Source organism: Halogeometricum pallidum JCM 14848 (assembly GCF_000337095.1).
Classification (GTDB): Archaea; Halobacteriota; Halobacteria; order Halobacteriales; family Haloferacaceae; genus Halogeometricum; species Halogeometricum pallidum.
In genome coordinates this window covers 1-21,531 of sequence record NZ_AOIV01000033.1, presented here as the reverse complement: position 1 = coordinate 21,531, position 21,531 = coordinate 1, and the positions used below count along the sequence as shown (strand labels likewise).

Annotated in this window: 19 protein-coding genes; 9 read left to right on the top strand and 10 right to left on the bottom strand. The window is 61.2% G+C overall.

The annotated features are described in order from the left end of the window. Positions 1-244: 244 nt before the first annotated feature. The 3 genes from C474_RS13110 to C474_RS13100 all read left to right on the top strand — a co-directional run bounded on the left by C474_RS13110 (position 245) and on the right by C474_RS13100 (position 3,713). Positions 245-1,495 carry a serine hydroxymethyltransferase gene (locus C474_RS13110; RefSeq protein WP_008387599.1) on the top strand — a complete coding sequence of 417 codons (1,251 nt, stop codon included), beginning with the start codon at positions 245-247 and terminating at the stop codon, positions 1,493-1,495. Between the two features lie 102 nt (positions 1,496-1,597). After that, a complete protein-coding gene (gene ilvA / locus C474_RS13105) occupies positions 1,598-2,845 on the top strand; it encodes a threonine ammonia-lyase (protein WP_049916976.1) in 1,248 nt (415 codons plus the stop codon). Between the two features lie 58 nt (positions 2,846-2,903). After that, on the top strand, positions 2,904-3,713 hold the full coding sequence (locus C474_RS13100) for a lipoate--protein ligase family protein (protein WP_083862019.1): 810 nt from the start codon (positions 2,904-2,906) through the stop codon (positions 3,711-3,713). A 117-nt stretch (positions 3,714-3,830) separates the two neighbouring features. Here the strand turns inward: C474_RS13100 and lpdA are convergent, their stop codons facing one another. Then, complete coding sequence (gene lpdA / locus C474_RS13095) at positions 3,831-5,255, bottom strand: dihydrolipoyl dehydrogenase (protein WP_008387595.1); 1,425 nt, start codon at positions 5,253-5,255, stop codon at positions 3,831-3,833. A 363-nt stretch (positions 5,256-5,618) separates the two neighbouring features. Next, complete coding sequence (gene lipA / locus C474_RS13090) at positions 5,619-6,551, bottom strand: lipoyl synthase (RefSeq protein WP_049916970.1); 933 nt, start codon at positions 6,549-6,551, stop codon at positions 5,619-5,621. 126 nt (positions 6,552-6,677) lie between these two features. Between lipA and C474_RS13085 the strand changes: the two genes are divergently transcribed. Then, positions 6,678-7,052 carry a Rid family detoxifying hydrolase gene (locus C474_RS13085; protein ID WP_049916969.1) on the top strand — a complete coding sequence of 125 codons (375 nt, stop codon included), beginning with the start codon at positions 6,678-6,680 and terminating at the stop codon, positions 7,050-7,052. 419 nt (positions 7,053-7,471) lie between these two features. Here the strand turns inward: C474_RS13085 and C474_RS23575 are convergent, their stop codons facing one another. Both C474_RS23575 and C474_RS23570 read right to left on the bottom strand, forming a co-directional pair. Further along, on the bottom strand, positions 7,472-7,855 hold the full coding sequence (locus tag C474_RS23575) for a dihydropteroate synthase (RefSeq protein WP_204366088.1): 384 nt from the start codon (positions 7,853-7,855) through the stop codon (positions 7,472-7,474). Further along, the gene (locus C474_RS23570; protein WP_394295424.1) at positions 7,744-8,028 is read right to left on the bottom strand and encodes a hypothetical protein; all 285 of its coding nucleotides are present in this window, start codon (positions 8,026-8,028) and stop codon (positions 7,744-7,746) included. The genes C474_RS23575 and C474_RS23570 overlap by 112 nt, the downstream gene beginning before the upstream one ends. Positions 8,029-8,318: 290 nt before the next feature. On the opposite strand from C474_RS23570, the gene C474_RS21485 reads away from it, so the two are divergent. The 3 genes from C474_RS21485 (at position 8,319) to C474_RS13065 (ending at position 12,570) form a co-directional block, all read left to right on the top strand. Then, complete coding sequence (locus tag C474_RS21485; protein WP_083862018.1) at positions 8,319-9,782, top strand: amidase; 1,464 nt, start codon at positions 8,319-8,321, stop codon at positions 9,780-9,782. 417 nt (positions 9,783-10,199) lie between these two features. Continuing rightward, positions 10,200-11,651 carry an aldehyde dehydrogenase family protein gene (locus C474_RS13070; RefSeq protein WP_008387585.1) on the top strand — a complete coding sequence of 484 codons (1,452 nt, stop codon included), beginning with the start codon at positions 10,200-10,202 and terminating at the stop codon, positions 11,649-11,651. Positions 11,652-11,718: 67 nt separating this feature from the next. Then, positions 11,719-12,570 carry an enoyl-CoA hydratase/isomerase family protein gene (locus C474_RS13065; protein ID WP_008387584.1) on the top strand — a complete coding sequence of 284 codons (852 nt, stop codon included), beginning with the start codon at positions 11,719-11,721 and terminating at the stop codon, positions 12,568-12,570. 22 nt (positions 12,571-12,592) lie between these two features. On the opposite strand, the gene C474_RS13060 is transcribed toward C474_RS13065, so the two are convergent. From C474_RS13060 to C474_RS13045, 4 genes are all read right to left on the bottom strand, one after another. Continuing rightward, positions 12,593-13,390, bottom strand: coding sequence for an enoyl-CoA hydratase/isomerase family protein (locus C474_RS13060; RefSeq protein WP_008387582.1), 798 nt, complete (start codon positions 13,388-13,390; stop codon positions 12,593-12,595). After that, on the bottom strand, positions 13,387-14,274 hold the full coding sequence (locus C474_RS13055; protein WP_008387581.1) for a 3-hydroxyacyl-CoA dehydrogenase family protein: 888 nt from the start codon (positions 14,272-14,274) through the stop codon (positions 13,387-13,389). Before C474_RS13055 ends, C474_RS13060 begins: the two co-directional genes overlap by 4 nt. 96 nt (positions 14,275-14,370) lie before the next feature. Continuing rightward, positions 14,371-15,792: a hydroxymethylglutaryl-CoA synthase family protein gene (locus C474_RS13050; protein WP_008387579.1), complete on the bottom strand. Its 1,422-nt coding sequence runs from the start codon at positions 15,790-15,792 to the stop codon at positions 14,371-14,373. Beyond that, positions 15,789-17,069 carry a thiolase C-terminal domain-containing protein gene (locus tag C474_RS13045; protein ID WP_008387577.1) on the bottom strand — a complete coding sequence of 427 codons (1,281 nt, stop codon included), beginning with the start codon at positions 17,067-17,069 and terminating at the stop codon, positions 15,789-15,791. Before C474_RS13045 ends, C474_RS13050 begins: the two co-directional genes overlap by 4 nt. A 359-nt stretch (positions 17,070-17,428) precedes the next feature. On the opposite strand from C474_RS13045, the gene C474_RS13040 reads away from it, so the two are divergent. Continuing rightward, positions 17,429-19,099, top strand: coding sequence for an acyl-CoA synthetase (locus C474_RS13040; RefSeq protein ID WP_049916968.1), 1,671 nt, complete (start codon positions 17,429-17,431; stop codon positions 19,097-19,099). A gap of 615 nt (positions 19,100-19,714) precedes the next feature. Here C474_RS13040 and C474_RS13035 read toward each other — a convergent pair. Together C474_RS13035 and C474_RS13030 are read right to left on the bottom strand one after the other, a co-directional pair. Continuing rightward, positions 19,715-19,999, bottom strand: coding sequence for a 2Fe-2S iron-sulfur cluster-binding protein (locus C474_RS13035; RefSeq protein ID WP_008387574.1), 285 nt, complete (start codon positions 19,997-19,999; stop codon positions 19,715-19,717). Next, positions 19,999-20,481, bottom strand: a complete 483-nt coding sequence (locus C474_RS13030; RefSeq protein WP_008387571.1) for a GNAT family N-acetyltransferase — start codon at positions 20,479-20,481, stop codon at positions 19,999-20,001. The genes C474_RS13035 and C474_RS13030 overlap by 1 nt, the downstream gene beginning before the upstream one ends. A 254-nt stretch (positions 20,482-20,735) precedes the next feature. Between C474_RS13030 and C474_RS13025 the strand changes: the two genes are divergently transcribed. Beyond that, positions 20,736-21,531 (top strand): Phenylacetic acid catabolic protein (locus C474_RS13025; protein ID WP_193363653.1); only part of this gene is annotated, 796 nt, incomplete at its 3' end.

Genomic DNA, 21,531 nt, shown 5'->3' with positions numbered 1-21,531 from the left:
GCGAGTCCAAGTACACCTCTTTATCTTAGCCGAGAGTCGAGTGGACGCAGCGTAACTCGGTCTACACTCGGCCAAGAATACGCTACCACTTTGAGATGCGAGCGGAGTCGGGAGAGTGCTCTCTGTTCGAGCGTACCGATTCTGTAGGACAGTCGACTATTGCCCATCTACATCTCGCTCGAATCTGGAGGTAACAATTTCCTGTTTGAGAGATTTTGTATGATACTGCCTGATAAGACGTTCTATGGTTCGTAGTAACCACATCGAGCAGACTGACCCGAAGGTCCACGCTGCAGTTCGAGACGAGAGACGACGACAGGAAGAGAGTCTCGGGCTGATCGCGTCGGAGAACCACGTCTCGGAGGCGGTTCTCGAAGCGCAGGGTTCAGTATTGACCAACAAGTACGCCGAAGGATATCCCGGTTCTCGATACTACGGTGGGTGTGAGCACGTCGACACTGTCGAACAGTTAGCGATCGACCGCGCGAAAGAACTCTTCAATGCAGCACACGCGAACGTTCAGCCTCACAGTGGCACGCAGGCGAATATGGGTGTCTACTTCGCGGTGCTCGATCCCGGTGACCGGATCTTATCGCTGGATCTCACTCACGGAGGGCACCTCTCACACGGTCACGACGTCAACTTCTCCGGCCAGTTCTACGAGGTCGAGCAGTACGGCGTTGAACCCAACAATGGTCGCATAGATTACGACTCGCTCGCCAACCACGCGACGGAATTCGATCCCGATATCATTGTCAGCGGATCGTCGGCGTATCCCCGAGAGTTCGACTACGAACGTATTCACGAGATCGCCGCTGACGTCGGCGCATATCACCTCGCAGATATCGCTCACGTCACCGGCCTCATCGCAGCCGGGATACACACAAACCCGGTCGGCGACGCGGATTTCGTCACGGCAAGTACTCACAAGACGATACGTGCGGGTCGAGGCGGACTGATTCTCACGACCGAGGAGTTCTCCGAGCAGATCAACAAGGCCATCTTCCCCGGAAGTCAGGGCGGACCGCTCATGCACAACATCGCTGGAAAAGCGGTCGGATTCAAAGAAGCGCTGACGCCCGAGTTCACCGAGTACGCCGAGCAGGTGGTAGCGAACGCCGAAACCTTAGCGACCACCTTTTCCGAAAGAGGACTGTCACTCGTTAGCGGCGGCACCGACAAACACTATGTCCTTGTTGATCTACGGGATTCCCATCCAGACGTGACTGGGAGTGACGCCGAAGAATGCCTCCACACCGTCGGAATCACCGTTAACAAGAACACTGTTCCCGGAGAGACCCGGTCGCCGTTTACGACGAGCGGTATCCGAGTTGGGACACCGTCGCTCACGACTCGCGGATTCACGCAATCGGAGATGGAAACGGTCGGGAATGCGATCGTAGACGTCATCGAACACTCTGAGGACCGAGATGTACTTGAGGACGTGTCTACGCTAGTCGATCGTCTGTGCGAGAAGTATCCGATCTATGACTGACCGACGACACCTCGTCCGCCGAAGGTGCCACCATGAAATCGAACCCACTCCGTAATCACGCGACAATCGTACCGGATCTCAATGCACCAACCCAGATCACCGATGACCGTTTCAATTGAAGACATAGAGCGCGCCAGAGAGCGTCTCGATCGATCGACCGACATTCGTCAGACTCCCGTTGAGGAGAGTTCGACGCTCGGCAGAGTAGTGGACGCGGACGTCTGGTTCAAGTTCGAACATCTCCAGAAGACTGGGTCGTTCAAGCCCCGCGGAGCCTTTAACAAAATCTCGCAGGTCGTTCAAGGAGATGCAACTCGGGTAGTTGCCGCGAGCGCGGGTAACCACGCACAGGGTGTCGCGTTCGCTGCGACCGAACTCGGACTCGAATCGCTCATCGTGATGCCGGAGAACGCTCCGCAGGCGAAAGTCGATGCGACGGAGGGGTATGGGGCGACTGTCGAACTCACCGGGAAGACGTTCGCGGAGGCGATGGACGCCGCGAAGTCATACGCTGACGATCCCGACACGGAGTTTGTTCACGCGTACGACGACCCGGCTGTCGTCGCCGGACAGGGGACGATCGGGCTCGAATTGATCGAACAGGTGCCCGACGTGAGCGTTCTCACCGTTCCGATCGGTGGAGGAGGGCTGATTGGGGGTATTGCAACGGCAGTAAAGTCGTACGACGAGTCAATCCGCGTTGTCGGTGTTCAAGCCGAATCCGCCGCGACGGTCCCTCAAAGCCTCAACACAGGACATCCAGTCGAAAACAAGACTCCCGATACGATCGCCGACGGAATCGCCACGGGGGGAATCTCCGACATCACGTTCGAGATTATTCAGAACCATGTCGACGACGTTGTCACGGTTACGGACACCGAAATCGCACAGGCGACGCTGTGGCTATTGGAACGTACGAAACAGATGGTCGAGGGAGCCGCCGCGACGTCCCTTGCGCCGCTTCTCTCGGGGGCAATCGACTGCCAAGGGGAAACGGTCGTTCCTCTCCTCTGTGGCGGTAACATCGATATCGCAACGTTGCAGGACATGCTCACGCGAGCTCTCGTTGATCGGCGTCAGTTCGTTACACTGTACGTTCGTATCGACGACCACCCCGGCGTTCTCGGGGAAATCGCTGACATCATCGGTCGTCACGACACGAATATCCGAAGCGTACGCCACGACCGTTCCGAAGAGGGGCTTCCGGTCGGCAAGGCGGACCTCGTCATTCGGACGACAACCCCCGGAGAGGTTGCGATGGGGCAAGCCATCTCCGATATTAAGGAAGCGGGGTATACCATCAAGCGCGTTGTCCCCACCTCGAAAGCAGTCGGAACACACGATACCTAACGCCGAATCAACGACGACCGACCCAACAATTTTACTCTACCGACGTGGAGTTAGCATGATGCCAGATATCGCTGAGTGCGAGTGGCGACTGATTCGAGAAGAGTCCCGGTCGGGACCGATGAATATGGCGCTTGATGAGATTGCCGCAGAGACCGCCGCGGCGGGGGGGCCGAGGACGGTACGAGTCTATCAATGGGATCCGAGTTGTCTCTCGTTGGGCTATGGACAAGATCCGGCGACTGTCGATTGGGAATACTGCTCTCGCGAAGGAATCGATGTCACGCGTCGGCAAACTGGTGGTGGTGGGATCTATCACGATCACCTTGGAGACCTCTCTTACTCGATTACCGCTCCGAAAGACGAACTCCCGGGTGACCTCTTGGAGTGTTATCACTTGCTCTGTAGACCGATCCTCAAGGCGCTCAGGGAACTCGGGATACTCGCCGACTACGCCGACGAACCCCGCCCGGAAATCTACCACCCGGCGTGCTATCTGCGGGACCTCCATCCGGCTCACGATATTCTCGCGCAGGGACGGAAGGTGTCCGGAAACGCTCAGTATCGGCAGAACGATGCAGTTATCCAACACGGTTCGATCACCTTCTCGTCGCTCCCGAGCGATCACTTGGCGGTGTTCTCCGACCCGGGTGTCGGAGCCGACCAGTTCGACGAACGGGTGATCGGTATCGACGAACTCGTGGACGTTCGGAGGAAGCACGCGGTCTCTGAACTCGAATCCCAACTCGCAGCGTTTGTCGAAGCGAACGAGGGCTCCTGGACCGACGACGAACTGGACCGGGCCCGAGAGCGCAGTGAAGCGAAATACGAAACCGACGAGTGGGTTCATAAGAGTTCACCAGAACCCTAACAGAGATTCCGTAGTCGGAGCGAAGGGCAACTTCGAGCGGTTCGGTGGGTTCCCTTCAGCCCGTTTCACGTTGTACCGTGCGCCGAGTTCCACTCGGACGTCTCACCAAAGAATCGGTTACCGATTCAATGTGTGTATCGCGTGCCCTTGAGCGTTCTCGGCGGCCTCCATGACTGCCTCTGACAGCGTCGGATGCGTGTGAACTGTCGTTGCGATGTCCTCCAGCGTCGCCCCAACATCGATCGCTAGCGCCACTTCAGCGACGAGCTCCGAGGCGTCCGCACCCACGATTTGCGCGCCGAGGATCGTTCCCCTCTCACCATCGGCGACGACACGGACGAACCCGGTCGTGTCGCCGGTTGTCAGTGCACGCCCCGACGCCCTGAAGGGGAACTTCCCAACGACGGGGTCGTAGCCTTCCCGCTCTGCGTCGCTCTTGGTCAATCCGACGGTTCCGAGCTCGGGATCCGTGAACACCGCGGCAGGAATCGACCGAGTGTCGCTGGGAGTCGGTTTATCTGCTAGGGTGTCAGCTGCGACGGTTCCCTCCTTGCTGGCCTTGTGTGCGAGCATCGGTTCACCCGCCACGTCACCGACGGCGAAGACGTGCTCAACGGACGTGCGCCCATGACGGTCGGTCTCTATGAACCCGTTTCCGTTCGGTAACAGTCCGATGTTCTTCAGCCCAAGTGTGTCGGTCACAGGCTGGCGCCCGACCGCGACCAGCACCTTATCTGCCGGATGGACTGATTCCACTCCGTCTTCGGTCTCGGTGATTACTTCGATACCGTCGTCGGTATCTCGCCACTCGGACGCACCTTCCCCGAAGTGAAAATCGATGTCCAGTTCGCTCGCGCGTTTCCGTACGACTCGCGTGACGTCGTCTTCGTACGCTGGGAGGGCATCGTCGAGCATTTCGACAACGCTGACCTCCGCTCCGAGTTTCGCGAACACGGTCGATAGCTCCATGCCGATGTAGCCTGCTCCGACGACCACGAGCCGGTCCGGGACTGACTCCGCCGCGAGCGCATCCCGCGACGACCACACGTCGCGGTCTGTGAAGTCGAACCCAGGAATCTGAATCGGACGGGAGCCCGTCGAGATAACGCAGCGGTCGAACGTGACCGAACTCCGGCCTCGGTTCTCTCTCCGATACGTCACTCGTACTTCGTGCTCGTCGACGAACGAAGCCGTTCCCTCGACGAGTGTGACCCCGTTTGCTTTGCAGAGCTTTTCTACGGCACCGGCGAGTTTGCTCGTCACACTCGACTTCCACTCCTGCATCTTCGTCATGTCGATCACGGGGTCTGCGAATATTCCCATCTCCGACGCCTGTTTCGCGTCGTGCGCCGTATCCGTGGCGCTGATGTAGGCCTTCGAGGGGATACAACCGTGATTGAGGCAGACACCGCCGAACGCGTCCTTCTCCACGAGCGTCACGTCGAGGTCGTGCTGTGCGGCGCGAATCGCAGCGGTGTAACCGCCCGGTCCTGCGCCGATAACCAGTACATCTGTCTCGATCGAATCGTCTTCGTCTACCATATCTCGCTGTCTTTCTCGAATCGATTGAAGCGCTATCCAATCTGCAATCGCGGCTTCGCTGTTCTACCGATTTCGCACCGCTCTCCAGCGTTTCTATCGGTCGTTGGATCGCTGATAACGTCAGCCCGTTGTTGCCTCACTTCCGGGCAACTGCCGTTCCGCGAACCCATCGCCTGTTTCAGACGACTAGTGTTGTGGTGCTCTTTTTGGACGGGCAGTAATTAGCTGTACTCGACCCATCTTGTGCGTTTCGGTAGACTCGCAAATACTCCGGTGACGTTCTGTACCACTCTGCCCCGTCCCCTGCTGATTCGCAGCTATCGCGGTGACCACGTCTCTGCTCTAATTCACGGGATCCCTTCCTCAATCGCCGCCGGCACGTACCAGATTCCGCGCTTGCTCGATACTCCTTTCCTCCCTGAGGAGTGCGTCGACGAAGAGTTCGCCCGCTTTGTACGACGACCGAACCATCGGTCCCGATGCACAGTACAGGAAATCCAACTCCTCCTCGGCAACTTCACGCCACGTCTCGAACACGTCCGGGTGGACGTACTCGAACACGTCCAGATGCGTGCGCGAGGGCTGAAGATACTGACCGAGCGTGACGATGTCGACGCCGACTTCTCGCAGGTCAGAGAGCGTCTGATAGACTTCGTGGTGATACTCGCCGAGACCGAGCATGAGGCTCGTTTTCGTGTACACGTTCGACTCTTCGTTTGCTTGCTGAAGGACGTCGAGCGTCTGCTCGTAGCCTGCGCGACGGTCTCGAACCGGCCACTGAAGGCGCTCGACCGTCTCGATATTGTGTGCGAACACGTCCGGTCCCGCGTCCAGAATCCGGCGAACCGCATCCGGCGACCCCTGAAAGTCCGGAGTGAGTACCTCAACGAGAATGCTGGAATCTCGCGCCTTGATCTCCCGGATTGTCTCTGCGAAGTGAGCCGACCCACCGTCGGCTAAATCGTCTCGGTCGACGGAGGTCAAGACGACGTAATCCAATCCGATCTCGGAGACTGCCTCTGCTACGTTCGCTGGTTCGTCGGAGTCGAGCTGTTCCATCCCGCCAGTCTGGACGTCACAGAAGTTACAGCCTCTCGAGCAGCGGTCCCCCATCAGCATGAACGTCGCCGTTCCCGGTCCCTCGCGTCCGCTCCAGCACTCCCCGAGATTCGGGCAGTTCGCCTCCTCGCAGACCGTATGGAGATCACGATCGCGAAGACTCTGTTTTATCTCGGTGAAGCGCCGACCGGATGGTGGACGCATCTTGAGCCAGCCAGGCTTTGCTCTGCCGGACATATCTGAATCTACTCTCGTATCGGCATAAATCTGCGGGTGAACTCAGTCGGTTTCCAGCTTTCTCTTCGGTGTCCGGTTCAGAACCTACGGGAAACTTTATGTTCATTCGAGCGGCTGAATCGAACGATGCGCGTTATCCAAACAGCAGGTGCACCCTCGGCAGTCGGTGCGTACAGCCAAGCGACAACGAACGGAAACATCCTGTTTACGTCGGGACAAATCCCGATGACCGCAGACGGAGAGTTGCTGGCAGACGCAAGTATCGCCGACCAGACTGAACAAGTCCTCGACAACGTCGAGGCGATACTCGATTCGGAGGGGCTCACGCTCGGAGACGTGCTCAAAATGACAGTCTATCTGGGCGATATCGATGATTTCGACGAGATGAACCAAGTCTATCGCGGGTACTTCGACGAGTCTCCACCCGCTCGAAGCGCTTTCGAAGTTGCGAACCTCCCGAAAGGGGTCGACATCGAAATCGAGGCTATCGCGAGTCTCTGAGAAGCCCGCGTCCGATTCAAGAAAGCATTTCTTGAAGTTGATGACCTCGATTAGCTACTTCTCAGTTCTCTTCGTACGAGATAATTTGCTTCGTGTCGACTGACTGATGCTGAGAGCTCTGCGAATGTTTTTCTGATATGGGAAACCGACAGTAGCGTGCTTCTTTGTGACGTGTGGGGGGTTCTATGAGAATGTCATCCAATGAACCGAACAGACTATCTAGGAGGCGACCACTTCTATTACAATAATAGTATTGTTAGAGTTCTTCGCCCAGGTTTTCAGTTTCGAATTCAACGAACCCAACAGATACTGTGAGCCTGTCCTTCGACGAAACATCGAGACAAGGTTCGACAGAAGTAGGACAACATTCGAGTATTAGGTACTACACGGTCCTTAGGTCAGTGTACTTGATTGGTTCCTCACCCATAGTTCCCAATACCCGAAACGCCTCGATTCCGGAGAGTTGGGAGTCCGCTCTCCTTCGAACCGCTGGTACACGCTTTTCCGCCACGGACGTACAGAGAACTGACTCTACAGCTGGTGGTAATGAAGGACTTTCGCGAGGCGCCAACGACCACTGGAAACCCGAGATCTGCGAGTTCCCTGACTCGCGCGAGTAACTCGAAATCGTTAGTCACGTCGGTCGCGAAGCCGACCCCAGGCTCGACAATAACTTGCTCCTCGCACACACCTATACTGCGAGCGCGTTCGATACGATTTTGTAAACGCTGGTGGACAGCGCCAACGATATCGTCGGTTTCCGGGTTATACGCAGGTTCAACAGGGAGATTGACCACATCCATGAGCACCACTCGGCACCCGTGGTCAGCGACGTCCGGTTCGTACGTATCGATAGAAGCCAGCGCATTGACGGCTGGGGTCGTTGGCAATTCGCTCGATAGCGGGGGAGAACGCGCTCCTGTTCTTCCTGCACAGAAACGGGGTCTGCCCCCGATCGCGCGCTCTCTGCGCCCACATCGATAATATCGGCACCCGCCTCGTCAACTACAGATGCCCGTGCGAGGGCGTCCTCAAGTGTCGTATATCAACCACCGTCAGAGAAGGAATCTGGAGTGAGGTTTAAAATATCCATCACTTGTGTACGGTTCGTGCTCTTAACCATTCCAACGACTGCATTAGGCGCTCAACGGGTGAGCAGGCTGAGAAGGTCATCCGGACAGTCCCTTCGTGTGCTATCTGTTGTTATTTGTAGGCAATATATCTATTGTTAGTTAACTTTATGCGTGTTCGGAGGCGGAAGTATGCATGGCAAATCAAGACCTGTGCTACCTACCGGCAACCGAGATGGCATCGCGTATTCGACGTGGTGACTTGTCTCCGATTGACGTCGTTGATGCACATATCGAACGAATCGAGGAGCAAGAGGGCAACTTAAACGCATTCATCACTCTGCTGCTTGAAGAGGCTAGAGGAGAAGCAAAAGAGGCGGAACGCGCCGTCCAAACTGACGCTGAACTCGGTCCGCTCCATGGCGTCCCGATCGCAGTCAAAGACTTGCTTGGAAAAATGGAAGGGCTCCCACATACCAAAGGTGCGAAACCGCTCGAAAACGTAATTGCTGATGAGGACTCCATTGCCGTCCAGCGGCTCAAAGATGCAGGAGCTATCATCCTTGGCAAGACCAACACCCCCGAGTTCGGTCATAAGGGTCAAACAGACAATCTGCTCATTGGCACAACCCCGACTCCATTTGACCTTGACCGGACATCCGGCGGCTCCTCTGGTGGGACTGCAGCAGCCGTAGCATCTGGGATGGTTCCAATAGGAACCGGTTCAGATGCCGGTGGATCATGCCGAATCCCAGCGGCTGCTTGTGGTGTCTTCGGCTACTGCCCTTCGTTCACACGCGTCCCCCACAAACATCGACCAAACATGTTCGTGACTCCACCTTTCTACCAGCAGGGGGCACTCTCACGGTCGGTGAAAGACGCTGCAGTGATGCTGGATGTAATGACCGGCCCGCACCTACAAGACCCATTCGGGCTTCCAGATGACGGGGTAGATTACGTGGCTGCCACGAACCGGTCCATTGAGGGTCTGGATATCGCCTACAGCTCAGATTTGGACGGTCTCTTCCCCATCCAGCAAGAGGTCCAAGCCGTAGTCGAAGATTCGTTGCAAGCGTTCGAATCGTTGGGCGCGAACGTTAAGGAGGTGGATATCGGGATCGAACAGACATTCGATCAATTGTGGGACGCGTTCATGGATCACTGGAGCGTTACGATGGCTGGTATCAACGAAGGTGTGAAGGTCCAGGAAGGGATCGACATGTACGAAGATCATTATGAGGAACTGCCGGACTCAATTACTGAAAAAGTCGAAGAGGGCCGGCAGATGAGTGCATTGGAACTCGGCGCGCATCAGGCCCAGATAACGACGTTCTATGAAACTATCCACCAGTTGTTCGAAGAGTACGATCTGCTTGCCACGCCGACTCTGGCCATTGAACCTCCATCTACCGAATATAGCTCTGGCCCCCCCGAAATCAACAGTGAAGAGCGCCCAGGTCCGCTGGGCTGGTTCCTGACGTGGCCATTCAATTTCACGGCAACACCAAACGCGTCACTCCCTGCTGGGCTCACGAAGGACAACCTACCCGTCGGTCTACAAATTGTTGGACCAAGGTATCATGATGAACGGGTGTTCGCGGCCAGTGCTGGGTTTGAACGAGTCAATCCCTGGCATTATATGTACCCTCCTCAAGCATGAATGTATAGATATAGATGATTTACTGAACTCTTAATATAATACCTGGTTGTGGAATGTTTGATTCTCTGGTAGAAAACGAGCTACGAGAGGAACTGTGAAACGTATCATCGGTCAGTTGGAGTACTATATCCATCGACTTCGGAGTTAAACGACTACTCGTCTGTCGCGTCGACGTGTTGCGAACTTCTTCTTATGAATGTTAAGTCGTGTACGATACTGTAAACAATACAACGGGTGTTGGGGTGTCGCACAGTAAGCTAGTGACATCGGATGCAGTAGCAGTTCGGAGAAAGACTGAACGGATTCTGTTCGGCAAATTTGAACAGGATCGAACGAATGAGTGCTTATCATCTTGAACCGGAGATGCTCTCGCTGAACGCGAATTATTAATAATTTCGACTACGAGGTGGAAATGTAATGGAGTACAGCGGCCCCACACAGTTGTACGTAGACGGACAGTGGACGGACGCAGCTTCCGGTGAGACGATTCGGACGCTTGACCCGGCGACAGAAACCGAGTACGCCACCGTAGCAAAGGCAGGCGCCGAAGATGTGAACCGCGCCGTTGACGCCGCCTCCCGCGCGATGGAACGCGGGAGCGAGTGGCGCGAAATGGATCCCGGCGACCGCGGGGCAGCCTTGCGGCGGATGGCCGACGAGATAGAGGAGCGCAAGGACGAGATATCGCTCGTTGAGTCCCACGACAACGGCAAGACCCCCTTCGAGGCGGGTATCGAGGTCCAGATGGTCATCGACACGTTCCGGTATTTCGCCGGGTGGACCGACAAACTGACGGGCGAGCACAACCCCGTGCCCGGCGAGCGCCTGAACTATACCTCGCGGGAACCGCTCGGTGTCACCGGACACATCGCCCCCTGGAATTACCCGTTCCAACTCGCCGGTCGCTCGCTCGCCCCCGCCCTCGCGTGCGGCAACAGCGTCGTCCTGAAACCGTCGAGCGAGACGCCGCTGTCGGCGCTGTACTACGGTCTCGCCGCCGAAGAGGCCGGCCTCCCCGACGGCGTCGTGAACGTCCTCCCCGGATCGGGGTCGGGCGCAGGCGCGACGCTCGCACAGCACCCCGACGTGGCGCACATCGCCTTTACGGGGAGCACTGAGATAGGCAAGGGTGTCATGGCCGACGCGGCACAGAACGTCACGGGCGTGACGCTCGAACTCGGTGGAAAGGGCCCTCAACTCGTCTTCCCCGACGCGGACTTCGACGCCGCCGCCAAGGGCGTCCACTACGGCATCTTCATGAACGCCGGACAGATGTGCTGGGCCGGGTCACGCCTGCTTGTCCACGAGGATATCGCCGACGAGGTGGTCGAACGCGTCGTCCAACGTGCGGAGTCGACGTCGCTCGGATCCGGCATCAACGATGACGCGCGAATGGGTCCGATGGTCAGCGAAGATCAGCGGCAAACGGTGCTCGACTACATCGAAACGGGAAAGGAGGAGGGCGCCACCGTCGCCTGCGGCGGCGGCGTCCCCGAGGACAAGGAGACGGGCTACTTCGTCGAACCGACCGTCCTCACGGACGTGACGAACGACATGGCCGTCGCCCGCGAGGAGATATTCGGGCCCGTCCTCGTCGTCATCGAGTTCTCCGACGAGGAGGAGGCGCTCGAAACCGCGAACGACTCCCCGTACGGCCTGCTATCGGGCATCTGGACGAACGACCTCTCGCGGGCACACCGCGTCGCCGACCTGCTCGACTACGGCATGGTCAGTGTCAACGAGTACCCCGTAACCTTCCCGCAGACGCCGTTCGGCGGGACGAAAGAGAGCGGACACGGCCGCGAACAGGGTCTCGAAGCCGTCGGCGAGTACACGCAGACGAAGAACGTCAACGTCAAACTCGAATAGCGGGAGACCCCTCCAGACTGACCGCGCCCCGACCAACGTTTTGTACCGCCTCCCCGTACGCGCCGGTATGCGAATCGAAGACGCGGACGGCGTGCGCCGTCTCACGTTCGACCGGCCGGAGGTAAAGAACGCACTCACTGCGGACGCCGCCCGCGAACTCGCCGGGGCCGTCGAGGAACTGGACCCGGCGACCCACGACGCCGCGGTGCTGACGGGCGCCGGCGACGCGTTCTGCGCCGGCGGCGACATCGAGGCGATGGCCGAACGCGAGGAGACGGCCCACGAGTCCTACGAGCGAGTTCGCGAGACGCTGGGACGCGTGGCGGAGGCCCTCCTCACCGCGCCGGTGCCCGTCGTCGCCCGCGTCAACGGCGACGCCACCGGTGCTGGACTGTCGCTCGTCGCCGCCTGCGACTTCGCCTACGCCGCCGAGGACGCCCGGTTCGCCGCCTCCTTCGTCAACGTCGGCCTCGTCCCCGACCTCGGCGGGACGGTGACGCTCTCCCGACTCGTCGGCCTCCGCGCCGCGAAGGAACTCGCCTTTACTGGAAAACTGATNGTCCCCGACCTCGGCGGGACGGTGACGCTCTCCCGACTCGTCGGCCTCCGCGCCGCGAAGGAACTCGCCTTTACTGGAAAACTGATACCGGCCGACGAGGCGGACGAACTCGGCCTCCTCAACGGCGTCGCGCCCGCAGACGAACTGGACACGACCGTCAACGAGACGGTCGAGACGCTCTCGAAGCGCCCGACGGAGAGCATCGGCCTCGCGAAGGAGGTCATCCACGCGAACCTCGGGCGGTCGTGGCGCGACGGCCTCGAACGCGAGGCGCAGGCGCAGACGCTCGCCTACGACACCGACGCCCACGAGGAGGGAGTGAACGCCTTTCTGGAGAACCGGCGACCCGAGTTCGAGTGAAGGGAGAGAGGAGCGGTCGACCCTACCGCCCGCGCCACTCGGGGTCGCGCTCTTCGAAGAACGCGTCGATGCCCTCGTCTTTGTCCTCGGCGGCGAACAGTTGGACGAACAGATTCGCCTCGTAGTCGAGGCCGTCGTCGAGTCCGAGCCGACTGCTCGCTCGCACGGCCTCCTTTCCGAGTTCGAGCGCGAGCGGCGACTTATCCGCCATGGCGGCGGCCAGTTCGTCGACCCGGTCGTCGAACGCCTCGTCCGAGCAGACGATATCGACGAGGCCGATGTCGGCCGCCTCGCGCGCGTCGACGAGTTCGCCGGTCAGGATGAGACGCATCGCCTGCCCCTCGCCGACGAGGCGCGGCAGTCGCTGGGTGCCGCCGCCGCCGGGGATGAGTCCCAAGTTGATCTCGGGTTGGCCGAGTTTGGCTCGCTCGTGGGCGACGCGGACGTCGCAGGCGAGAGCGAGTTCGCACCCGCCGCCAAGCGCGTGTCCGTTGACGCGGGCGATGACCGGTTGCGGGAGGTCCGCGACGGCCTCGTACACGCGGGGGCGGCGGCTCGCTTCGCGCTGTTCGAACGTGTCTCGCTCCCGCAGTTCGGAGACGTCGGCCCCGGCGACGAACGCCTTCGCCTCGTCTGACCCCGTGAGGACGACGACGCGGGCGTCGCTGTCGGCGATGCGCTCGACGATGCGCTTCAACTCCGTCCGCACCTGTCCGTTCAGCGCGTTCCGCGCGTCCGGTCGGTCGATGGTGACGGTGACGACGTGATTGTCGACGGAGGCGCGGACGAACTCGCAGTCGTCGGCGTGCGGCGCCGTCATCGCTCGCCCCCCTCGCCGTCGGCGGGCCGGACCGCCTCGCCGTCCTCCCAGACGTAGAACCCCTCGCCGCTCTTCTTCCCGAGGTTGCCCGCACGCACCTTCCGTTTGAGCACTTGCGGCGGCCGGAATCGCTCTCCGAGTTCCTCGCGGAGATACTCGAGGATGTCGAGGCGGACATCAAGTCCGACCACGTCCGTCAGTTCGAGCGGCCCCATCGGGTGTCGGTACCCCAGTTCCATCGCCGCGTCGATGTCTTCGACCGACGCCACGCCCGTCTCGACCATCCGCATCGCCTCGCATCCGAGCGCCACGCCCAATCGGGAGGAGGCGAACCCGGGCGAGTCGGTCACCTCGACGACCGTCTTGTCGATGCCGGCGACGAACTCGCGAGCGAACTCGGTCATCGCCTCGTCGGTCTGTTCGGCGACGACGATTTCGACAAGACCCATGATGTGGACCGGGTTGAAAAAGTGCAGTCCGACCGCGCGTGAGGGGTCCGATAGGACGCTCGCTATCTCGGTGACCGACAGCGACGACGTGTTCGAGGCGATGACCGTCTCCTCCGAGACGTGCTCCTCCACGTCCTCGAACGTCTCCTGTTTGATGTCTATATCTTCGGGGACGGCCTCTATCACGAGCGCCGCGCCCGACACCGCCTCGCCGAGGTCGGTGTAGCCCTCAATGCGGTCGAATGCCGTGTCGGCGTCCTCGGCTGTTAGTTTGTCCCGTTCGACGCCGCCGTGGAGGTTCGAGCGGATCGCGTTGAGTCCGTCGTCGACGAACTCCCGTTTGACGTCCCGAAGGCGGACGTCGTGCCCCGCCGTCGCCGTCACCTGCGCGATGCCGTGACCCATGGTCCCGGCACCGAGTACGCACACGTTCATCGTCTCTCGGTACGGTCCGACAGCCGTAAAAAACCCTGCTCCTCCGGCGTCGGTCGGAAGAGCGACGCCGCCCGGACGAACGCTGACGTCCGGTGGCTACTCGACCGGCGCAAACTTCGCGCCGTAGCGGGGGACGCCCTCCTGCACGTAGATGCGCCGGACCGCCCGCCGAACCGCGTCGCCCACCTCGACGGACTCGGGGTCGCAGTCGGTCAGTTGCGCCGGCATGAGCGCCGACCCGTCCCCGTCGGCGGCGTCGACGCGGACGAGGACGGCGCCGTACGCCCCCTCGCGCTCTTGGAGTTCGACGAACTCCGGCGGCGCGCCACCCTGCCCGATGATAGTCCGCGCCACGACGGTTCCCTCCGGAGAGAGCGGCGCACGCTCGAACTCGACCCGCTCGAAGCACTCGTCGCACGCCCCCTCGCCGGGGAACGACAGCGCGCCGCACTCCGGACACCGACCTGCCGTCAGCGCGTATCTGCTGTCGAGCGTCCGCCGCCACGTCGGCAGCGAGACGTTCGCGCCGCCGCCGGCCACCTCGCCGTCGACGATGCGGCCGCGTTTTCTGAGCGATTCGACGTAGCTCACGGCCTCGCCACCGTCGACCGCCGCCGCCTCGTTGCCGTCGAGTCGCCCGGAGAAGGCGAACGCGACGGCGCTCCCGCCGCTCCCGAAGAACGCCGCGAGGACGGGTCCGTCGGTGTCGGACTCCACGGCGGCGACTAACCCGACGGGAACCGTGGCCGCCCCGGCGTCGCCGATTCGGTCGACGACAATTCCCTCGGCGACGGCCTCGTCGGAGACGACGCCCTCGCCCGCGATGCGGTACGGCATCGACCCGTTCGGCTGGTGGAGCGACGCGGCCCCGATGTCGTCGGCGTCGAGACCGAGTCCCGCTATCGCGCTCCGCGTCGTCTCCCGCACCGCCGCCCGCTCGTAACCCGTGATGTCGAGCGACGTCACCTCGTCGCTGTCGGCCTCGCGGAAGCGGACGCCCGGCGACTCGTCGGTCGCTGCGGCGACGCCCTCGACCGAGACGGGGGCGCCGTCGCCGACGACGAACGCCGCGGCGCCCGCGCCGAGGGCGTGGTCGCCGTCGGCGAGGTCACCGGTCGGCGCGTCGGCGGCGACCGCCAGTACGGTTCCCTCGGCGTTCAGCGCCGTCTCTAGGGCGTCGGCGCCGGCGGCCGTGCTCTGTCCGTGGTGCCACGCGCGCGTCTCCCGGGAGAGTCCGAGCGCGCGGACGAGTCGGGGGACGAGTTCCTCTTCCGCCAGCGGCGGCGTGGTCGTCGCGAGGGCGACGGCGTCGACGGACGCGGGGTCCGCGTCGGCGTTGTCGAGGGCGCGCCGCGCGGCGGCGACGGCCATTGTCACCGCGTCCTCGTCGCCGGCCGGAACGGCCGTCGAGTCGATTCCCCGACCGTCGAACGTTCCCCACGCCTCGGCCACCTCGTCGGCGCTCACGCAGCCGCGCGGGACGTAGACACCCGCCGCGGCAATGCCGCGGTCGCTCACTGTCCGACCTCCGAACTCCGCTCGAACACGTGGACGGTGACGCCACCGCCCGACCCGCCGACGTTGTGCGTCAGCCCGCGGACCGGGTCGTCCGTCTGCACCGACGCCTTCCCGCGCAGTTGCTTGAACGCCTCGACCACCTGCCCCGTCCCGGTCGCGCCGATGGGGTGGCCCTTCGACTTCAGCCCCCCAGAGGTGTTCACGGGCAGGTCGCCGTCGGGGTCGGTCCGGCCCTCGCGGAGGAGCCGACCCGCCTCGCCGGGTTCGCAGAAGCCCAAATCCTCGTAGGCGAGCAGTTCCGCGATGGCGAAGCAGTCGTGCACCTCCGCGAAATCGAGGTCGTCCGGACCGACGCCCGCCATCTCGTANATCTCGTAGGCTCGCTCGGCCGCCGTCCGGGTCGCCGGGATGGAGGTGAGCGACGGGCGTTGAAACAGGCCGACCCGCCCGCTCGCGGCACCGACGCCGGCGACGCGAATCGGGTCGTCCGTCAGGTCGAAGGCGACGTCCTCGCTCGCGACGAGCACCGCGCTCGCGCCGTCGGTCGTCGGGCAACAGTGGTAGAGGTTGAGCGGGTCGGCCACCTCCGGGGCGTTCACCGCATCTTCGAGCGAGCACTCGAAGCCGAGGTGGGCATCGGGGTTCTTCGCGCCGTTGGCGTGGTTCTTGACGGCGACGCGCGAGAGGTCTTCGACCGTCGTGCCGTGTTCGGCCATGTGGGCCGACGCCATCTGCGCGTAGACGCCCGCGAACGTCGTCCCCGAGAGCCGCTCCCACTCCGTCTCCCCGGAGACGCCGAGCCACCACTTCGTGTTGTCNGACGCCATCTGCGCGTAGACGCCCGCGAACGTCGTCCCCGAGAGCCGCTCCCACTCCGTCTCCCCGGAGACGCCGAGCCACCACTTCGTGTTGTCCGAGCTCGTGTCCGTCATCACCTCGTACCCGCCTGTGAGGACGAGGTCCGCCATCCCCGCGCGGACCGTCGCGACGGCGTTTCTGAGGGCATAGCCGCTCGACGCGCAGGCGTTCTCGACGCGCGTCGTCGGGATGCCGTGGAGGCCGACGTGCTCGGTGACCGCGGGTGCGCTCAACCCGATCTGTCGGCCGCCGACGCCGAGCGTTCCGAGGAACGCCTCTTCGATGTCCGCCGCGTCGACCTCGTCGTCGACGCTCGAAAGCGTCCGGTCGAACGCGGTGTCGAACAGCGAACGGTACGTCTCTTCTGGAAAGGACCCGAACGGCGACTGTCCGGCCCCGACGATGTACGCCTCACTCATCGTTATTCGTTTCTCGCGTCCTCCATAGAAAAGGATGTGGGATGCCAGGCGCACCCGCGAACGGTGCCAGTTCGCCGCGGAACGACCCCGGAAGCTATAGATGCAATCTCTCGTACTAACGATAGGGTGGACTACCGATAAACACGCCAGCTGCAATAGTACATGAGGAGGGCCGGCGCGTTCAAGATAGAGGAAGCGAACCTTGAGAAGTCACAGGCCACCAAGGTGCTGCCGCTCGTCCGAAAATTTGGACCTGGCAGGTTCTGGACGGGAGGGTAAGCGGAATGTCAATACAAGAGCAACAACACGAAGAATCAGTAGGAACTACTATATCCCCCGCTCACGCAATTCGGCATGAGATGCAAACACGTATTCCAGTGGAGAAACTTCCAGACTCGGATACGGAGCCGGAACTCATCCACGCGGTTCCCGAAGCCCACTACCCCGAGACGGTGAACGTCGTCAGCGAACTAGTCGACAGGCACGTTGAGGAGGGGCACGGGGGGGACCCGGCAATCCGATTCAGTGGGTACGACGACAACCCCGACATCAGCTTCGAGAAGGGCGCTATCTCGTACGCGGACCTACAGTCTCGGGTGAACCGGTTTGGGAACGCGCTCTCCGACATCGGCGTCGAACCCGGGAGTCGCGTGCTCGTCCGCTTCCCGAACCGCCCGGAGGCCATCGTCGCGTGTCTGGCCGCCCAGAAAATCGGCGCTGTCGCGCTCCCGTCGATGAAACTCCTCCGAGCGGCCGAACTGGAGAAGATCATCAACGATGCTGGCGCGACCCACTGCGTAGTCTACGACGACTTACTCGACGAGGTGGAGAAGGCGCTGCCGGAGTTGGAGACGCTCGAGGAGGTCGTCGTCGCCGACCGCGGCGCGGGCGTCGAACACGACCACCGCGACTACGACGACCTGTTGGAGGGGGCCGACGACGACCTCGACGCCTACGAAACCGAGCGCGACGACCTCGCGCTGATGCTGTACACGAGCGGTACCACGGGCGAACCGAAGGGCGCCATCCACACCCACCGGCAGGTGCTTGCGACCGCGGACACGTTCGCGCGCTACTGTCTCGAACCCACCCGCGAGGACGTATTCGGTGGCAACCCGCCGCTTCCCTTCGCGTACGGCTACGGCGACCTCGTCACCTTCCCGCTCCGGTTCGGCGCGACGACGAGCCTCGTCGAGGACGCGAAACCCGCGGACCTCCTGCAGGCGGTCGAAGACCACGGCGTTACTGTCCTCTGTACGGTTCCAACAGCGTTCAACCAGATCCTGTCGGCGCACCCGAACGCGGCCGAGGAGTACGACCTCTCGTCGCTCCGCGCAGGCATGAGCGCGGGTGAACCGCTGGCGCCGAGCACGTTTGACGCGTTCAAAGAGGAGTTCGGCGTGACCATCCTCGACGGCATCGGGACGACGGAGATGCTGCACGTTTTCATCAGCCACCGACATACCGGTGAGATTGACCCTACAGCGACCGGGTTCCCTGTCCCCAGCTACGAGTGCAAGGTTATCGACCCCGATTCCGAGGAGGAGATGCCACGTGGGCAGGCCGGTCTGCTAGCGGTTCGTGGACCGACCGGTATCTCTTACTGGGGACGACAGGACAAACAAGAGGAGGCCGTCGTTGATGGGTGGAGCCTCCCGGGCGATATCTACATCCACCGCGAGGACGGCCGTCTGGAGTACAAATCACGGCATGACGATCTCATCGTCTCCTCAGGATACAACATTCCCGGCCCAGAGGTCGAAAATGTTTTAGAAGAATTGGAAGTGATCTCAGAGGTGGCTGTCGTCGGTGCACCGCATGAGGAGCGCGGGCAGATAGTCAAGGCATTCGTTGTTCTCGAAACAGGTTACGAACCGAGCGACGAACTCGTAGAACGGTTCCAGACCCACGTGAAGAACACGCTCGCACCGTACAAGTACCCGCGCGCCGTCCAGTTCGTCGAGAATCTCCCGCGCACGGAAACAGGGAAGATACAGCGCATCAAACTCCGCGAGCAAGAACAGAACTGACTAACTGGAACACTATCTGGATCACTGACGCCGCCCGCCTCCGCTGCCCCGTCATCTCTTCTGACAAGGTGATGCCGTGGAAACTTACGGTCAGCCTGTTTGACGAAATGTGAGGTGGCTACGCCAAGTTCGATATCAAGTGAGTCGGCTACGAAGGCAGGGTCACCCGTCTCGCGTGTTGAGTCCAACTCCGAGCGCTACGCTCTCGACAGTTCTTCCGGACAAGGCCGTCCCTACTTCGTTCTTTGAATGGACACGGGGCCGCCCTCGAACGGTCGCCTCGTTCCGCTGTGTGTGGGTTCCTGGCATCACTCCCGAATTCTCTGAATGCATCCCAGTCCTACCTGTTTCGCGTCCCCCTCGCCTGTTTACAATGTTGTCAACTCTACGATCGTCGAAGTGTCAAAAAATTTTGGCAGCTTGCGAATATTACACTACTAGTACTGTTTGCAATTCGTCGGATCTGCTCTCGAACCGTTCTCATATGGGGAGGTCAAATGCTTACGAGCCGCCACCCAGAATTCACAAATGACGTTACCAGACTTGTAAACAGCGGGTCGGAACACACCTCATTCAGGGTTCGAAGACCGCCGGAAGATGATGATGGCGAATTAGTTATGGGCTGGAGTTCGATTTGAGTTTTAGGTCCGACCGCGCCCGCCCGACGCACGTGAGGACGTACCCCTCTTCCTTTTCGCTCCCGGAGAGAAACATCCCCTCGGTCTGTTCGACGTCGCCGTCCACGACGCGGATGGCGCTACAGACGCCACAGACGCCCATCCGACACTGATAGGGCAGATCGAGTCCCGCCTCCTCGGCCGCTTCGAGAATCGGCTGGTCCGCGGGCACCTCGATAGTACGGCCCTCGTTCACGAATTCGACCTCGTACGTTTCTGTCATCAGTCCACCTGTCGCTCGTACACGTGTTCGACCGGAGAGAACCCCATCCGCTCGTACGCCTCTCGCCCCTGGTCGTCGCCCTCGATGACGTCGACGCGGCAGAACGTGACGTCGCGGTCAGACTCCGAGAACCACTCGACGGCGGCCTCGACGAGGGCGTCGGCGACGTCTTCGTCGCGGTGCGATTCGGCCACGTAGTGACCGTTGATGTAGCCGTGGTCGGAGAGGCGGAAGATGGGGTGGTCGCCCGTGAGTCGGGCCTCGATGACGCCGACGATATCGTCCTCGGCGACGGCGATGAACACCGCGCCGTACTTCGAGTCGATGAGTTGGTTCTCGAAGTACTGGAGCCACCGGTCGTCGGCGTCCTCTTTGTGTTGATACCGCTCGTCGTACTCCGAGAGATGTTCGGTGAACCCGTGCCAGAGGTCGAGCAGGGCCGGTCCGTCCTCGATGGTCGCCCGCCGGATTTCAACGTCCATGTCAATCCATGCGGATCCCCGAGCAAAAAGGTGTACCGGAGGGTGAGAGGTCGTTCGGCGTCCGAATCTCACATGATGCAAACAATTAATAGGTGCGGACGGCAACGAGAGACACGAGCATGGTGACCGATAAGAAGCTAAAGCAGCAGCTGCAAGACGGGAAGATGATAGAGTCCGAGGNGGTGCGGACGGCAACGAGAGACACGAGCATGGTGACCGATAAGAAGCTAAAGCAGCAGCTGCAAGACGGGAAGATGATAGAGTCCGAGGAGGAGATGACCGAGGACTACAAAAAGGCGCTGACGCAGACGCTCCTCGTCTCCGGCGACACCGAGTTGATGAGCGCCCCCGCCTACTACGGCCCCTCGCTGAACGCGCCGAGCGTCAACGCGCGCGCCTCCTGTATTAGCGTCATCCAGGACGAACTCGGTCACGGCCACATCGCGTACCGCCTGCTCGAGGACCTGGGGTACGACCGTGAGTACCTCATCCACGGGCGTGAACCGCACGAGTTCCGCAACACGTACGGCTTCGACCAGCACCTCGACAACTTCGCGGAGTTGGTGACCGCCCACGGTCTGTGGGACCGTGCGGGCATCGCCCTGCTCTCGGACATCGAGGAGAACACCTCTTACGCGCCGTGGAAGCGGGCGCTGACGAAAGTGGGGAAAGAAGAGCAGTTCCACCTCCGCCACGGCGAGACGTGGATGCGCCGCCTCTCCAACAAGAACGATAAGACGAAACAGAAGGTACAGGACGCCGTCGACTGGATGTTCCCCATCGCGCTGGAGTGGTTCGGATTGCCGGACGACCAGAAGAAGCACGACGACCAACTCGCCTACCGCATCAAGGGCCTGAGCAACGACGAACTCCGGCAGAAGTGGATGGACAGCGCCGTCCCCGTCTGCAACCAGATGGACATCGACGTGCCCGCCCACTACGACGAGGAGGCCGACGAGTACGTCGTCGAGTACGAGATGCCGGCGCACTTCGAACCGGAGACGAAGACCTGGCACTTCGAGGAGAACACCACGTGGGACGACGTCATCG

Excerpts from the sequence above, each read along its gene's own strand:
- C474_RS13055 (WP_008387581.1), bottom strand. The coding sequence starts at position 14,274 with ATGAACGTGTGCGTACTCGGTGCCGGGACCATGGGTCACGGCATCGCG.
- C474_RS13100 (WP_083862019.1), top strand. The coding sequence starts at position 2,904 with ATGCCAGATATCGCTGAGTGCGAGTGGCGACTGATTCGAGAAGAGTCC.
- C474_RS13085 (WP_049916969.1), top strand. The coding sequence starts at position 6,678 with ATGCGCGTTATCCAAACAGCAGGTGCACCCTCGGCAGTCGGTGCGTAC.
- C474_RS13060 (WP_008387582.1), bottom strand. The coding sequence starts at position 13,390 with ATGACGGCGCCGCACGCCGACGACTGCGAGTTCGTCCGCGCCTCCGTC.
- C474_RS13030 (WP_008387571.1), bottom strand. The coding sequence starts at position 20,481 with ATGGACGTTGAAATCCGGCGGGCGACCATCGAGGACGGACCGGCCCTG.
- C474_RS23575 (WP_204366088.1), bottom strand. The coding sequence starts at position 7,855 with ATGGATGTGGTCAATCTCCCTGTTGAACCTGCGTATAACCCGGAAACC.
- C474_RS13035 (WP_008387574.1), bottom strand. The coding sequence starts at position 19,999 with ATGACAGAAACGTACGAGGTCGAATTCGTGAACGAGGGCCGTACTATC.
- C474_RS13110 (WP_008387599.1), top strand. The coding sequence starts at position 245 with ATGGTTCGTAGTAACCACATCGAGCAGACTGACCCGAAGGTCCACGCT.
- lipA (WP_049916970.1), bottom strand. The coding sequence starts at position 6,551 with ATGTCCGGCAGAGCAAAGCCTGGCTGGCTCAAGATGCGTCCACCATCC.
- lpdA (WP_008387595.1), bottom strand. The coding sequence starts at position 5,255 with ATGGTAGACGAAGACGATTCGATCGAGACAGATGTACTGGTTATCGGC.
- ilvA (WP_049916976.1), top strand. The coding sequence starts at position 1,598 with ATGACCGTTTCAATTGAAGACATAGAGCGCGCCAGAGAGCGTCTCGAT.
- C474_RS21485 (WP_083862018.1), top strand. The coding sequence starts at position 8,319 with ATGGCAAATCAAGACCTGTGCTACCTACCGGCAACCGAGATGGCATCG.
- C474_RS13070 (WP_008387585.1), top strand. The coding sequence starts at position 10,200 with ATGGAGTACAGCGGCCCCACACAGTTGTACGTAGACGGACAGTGGACG.
- C474_RS13040 (WP_049916968.1), top strand. The coding sequence starts at position 17,429 with ATGCAAACACGTATTCCAGTGGAGAAACTTCCAGACTCGGATACGGAG.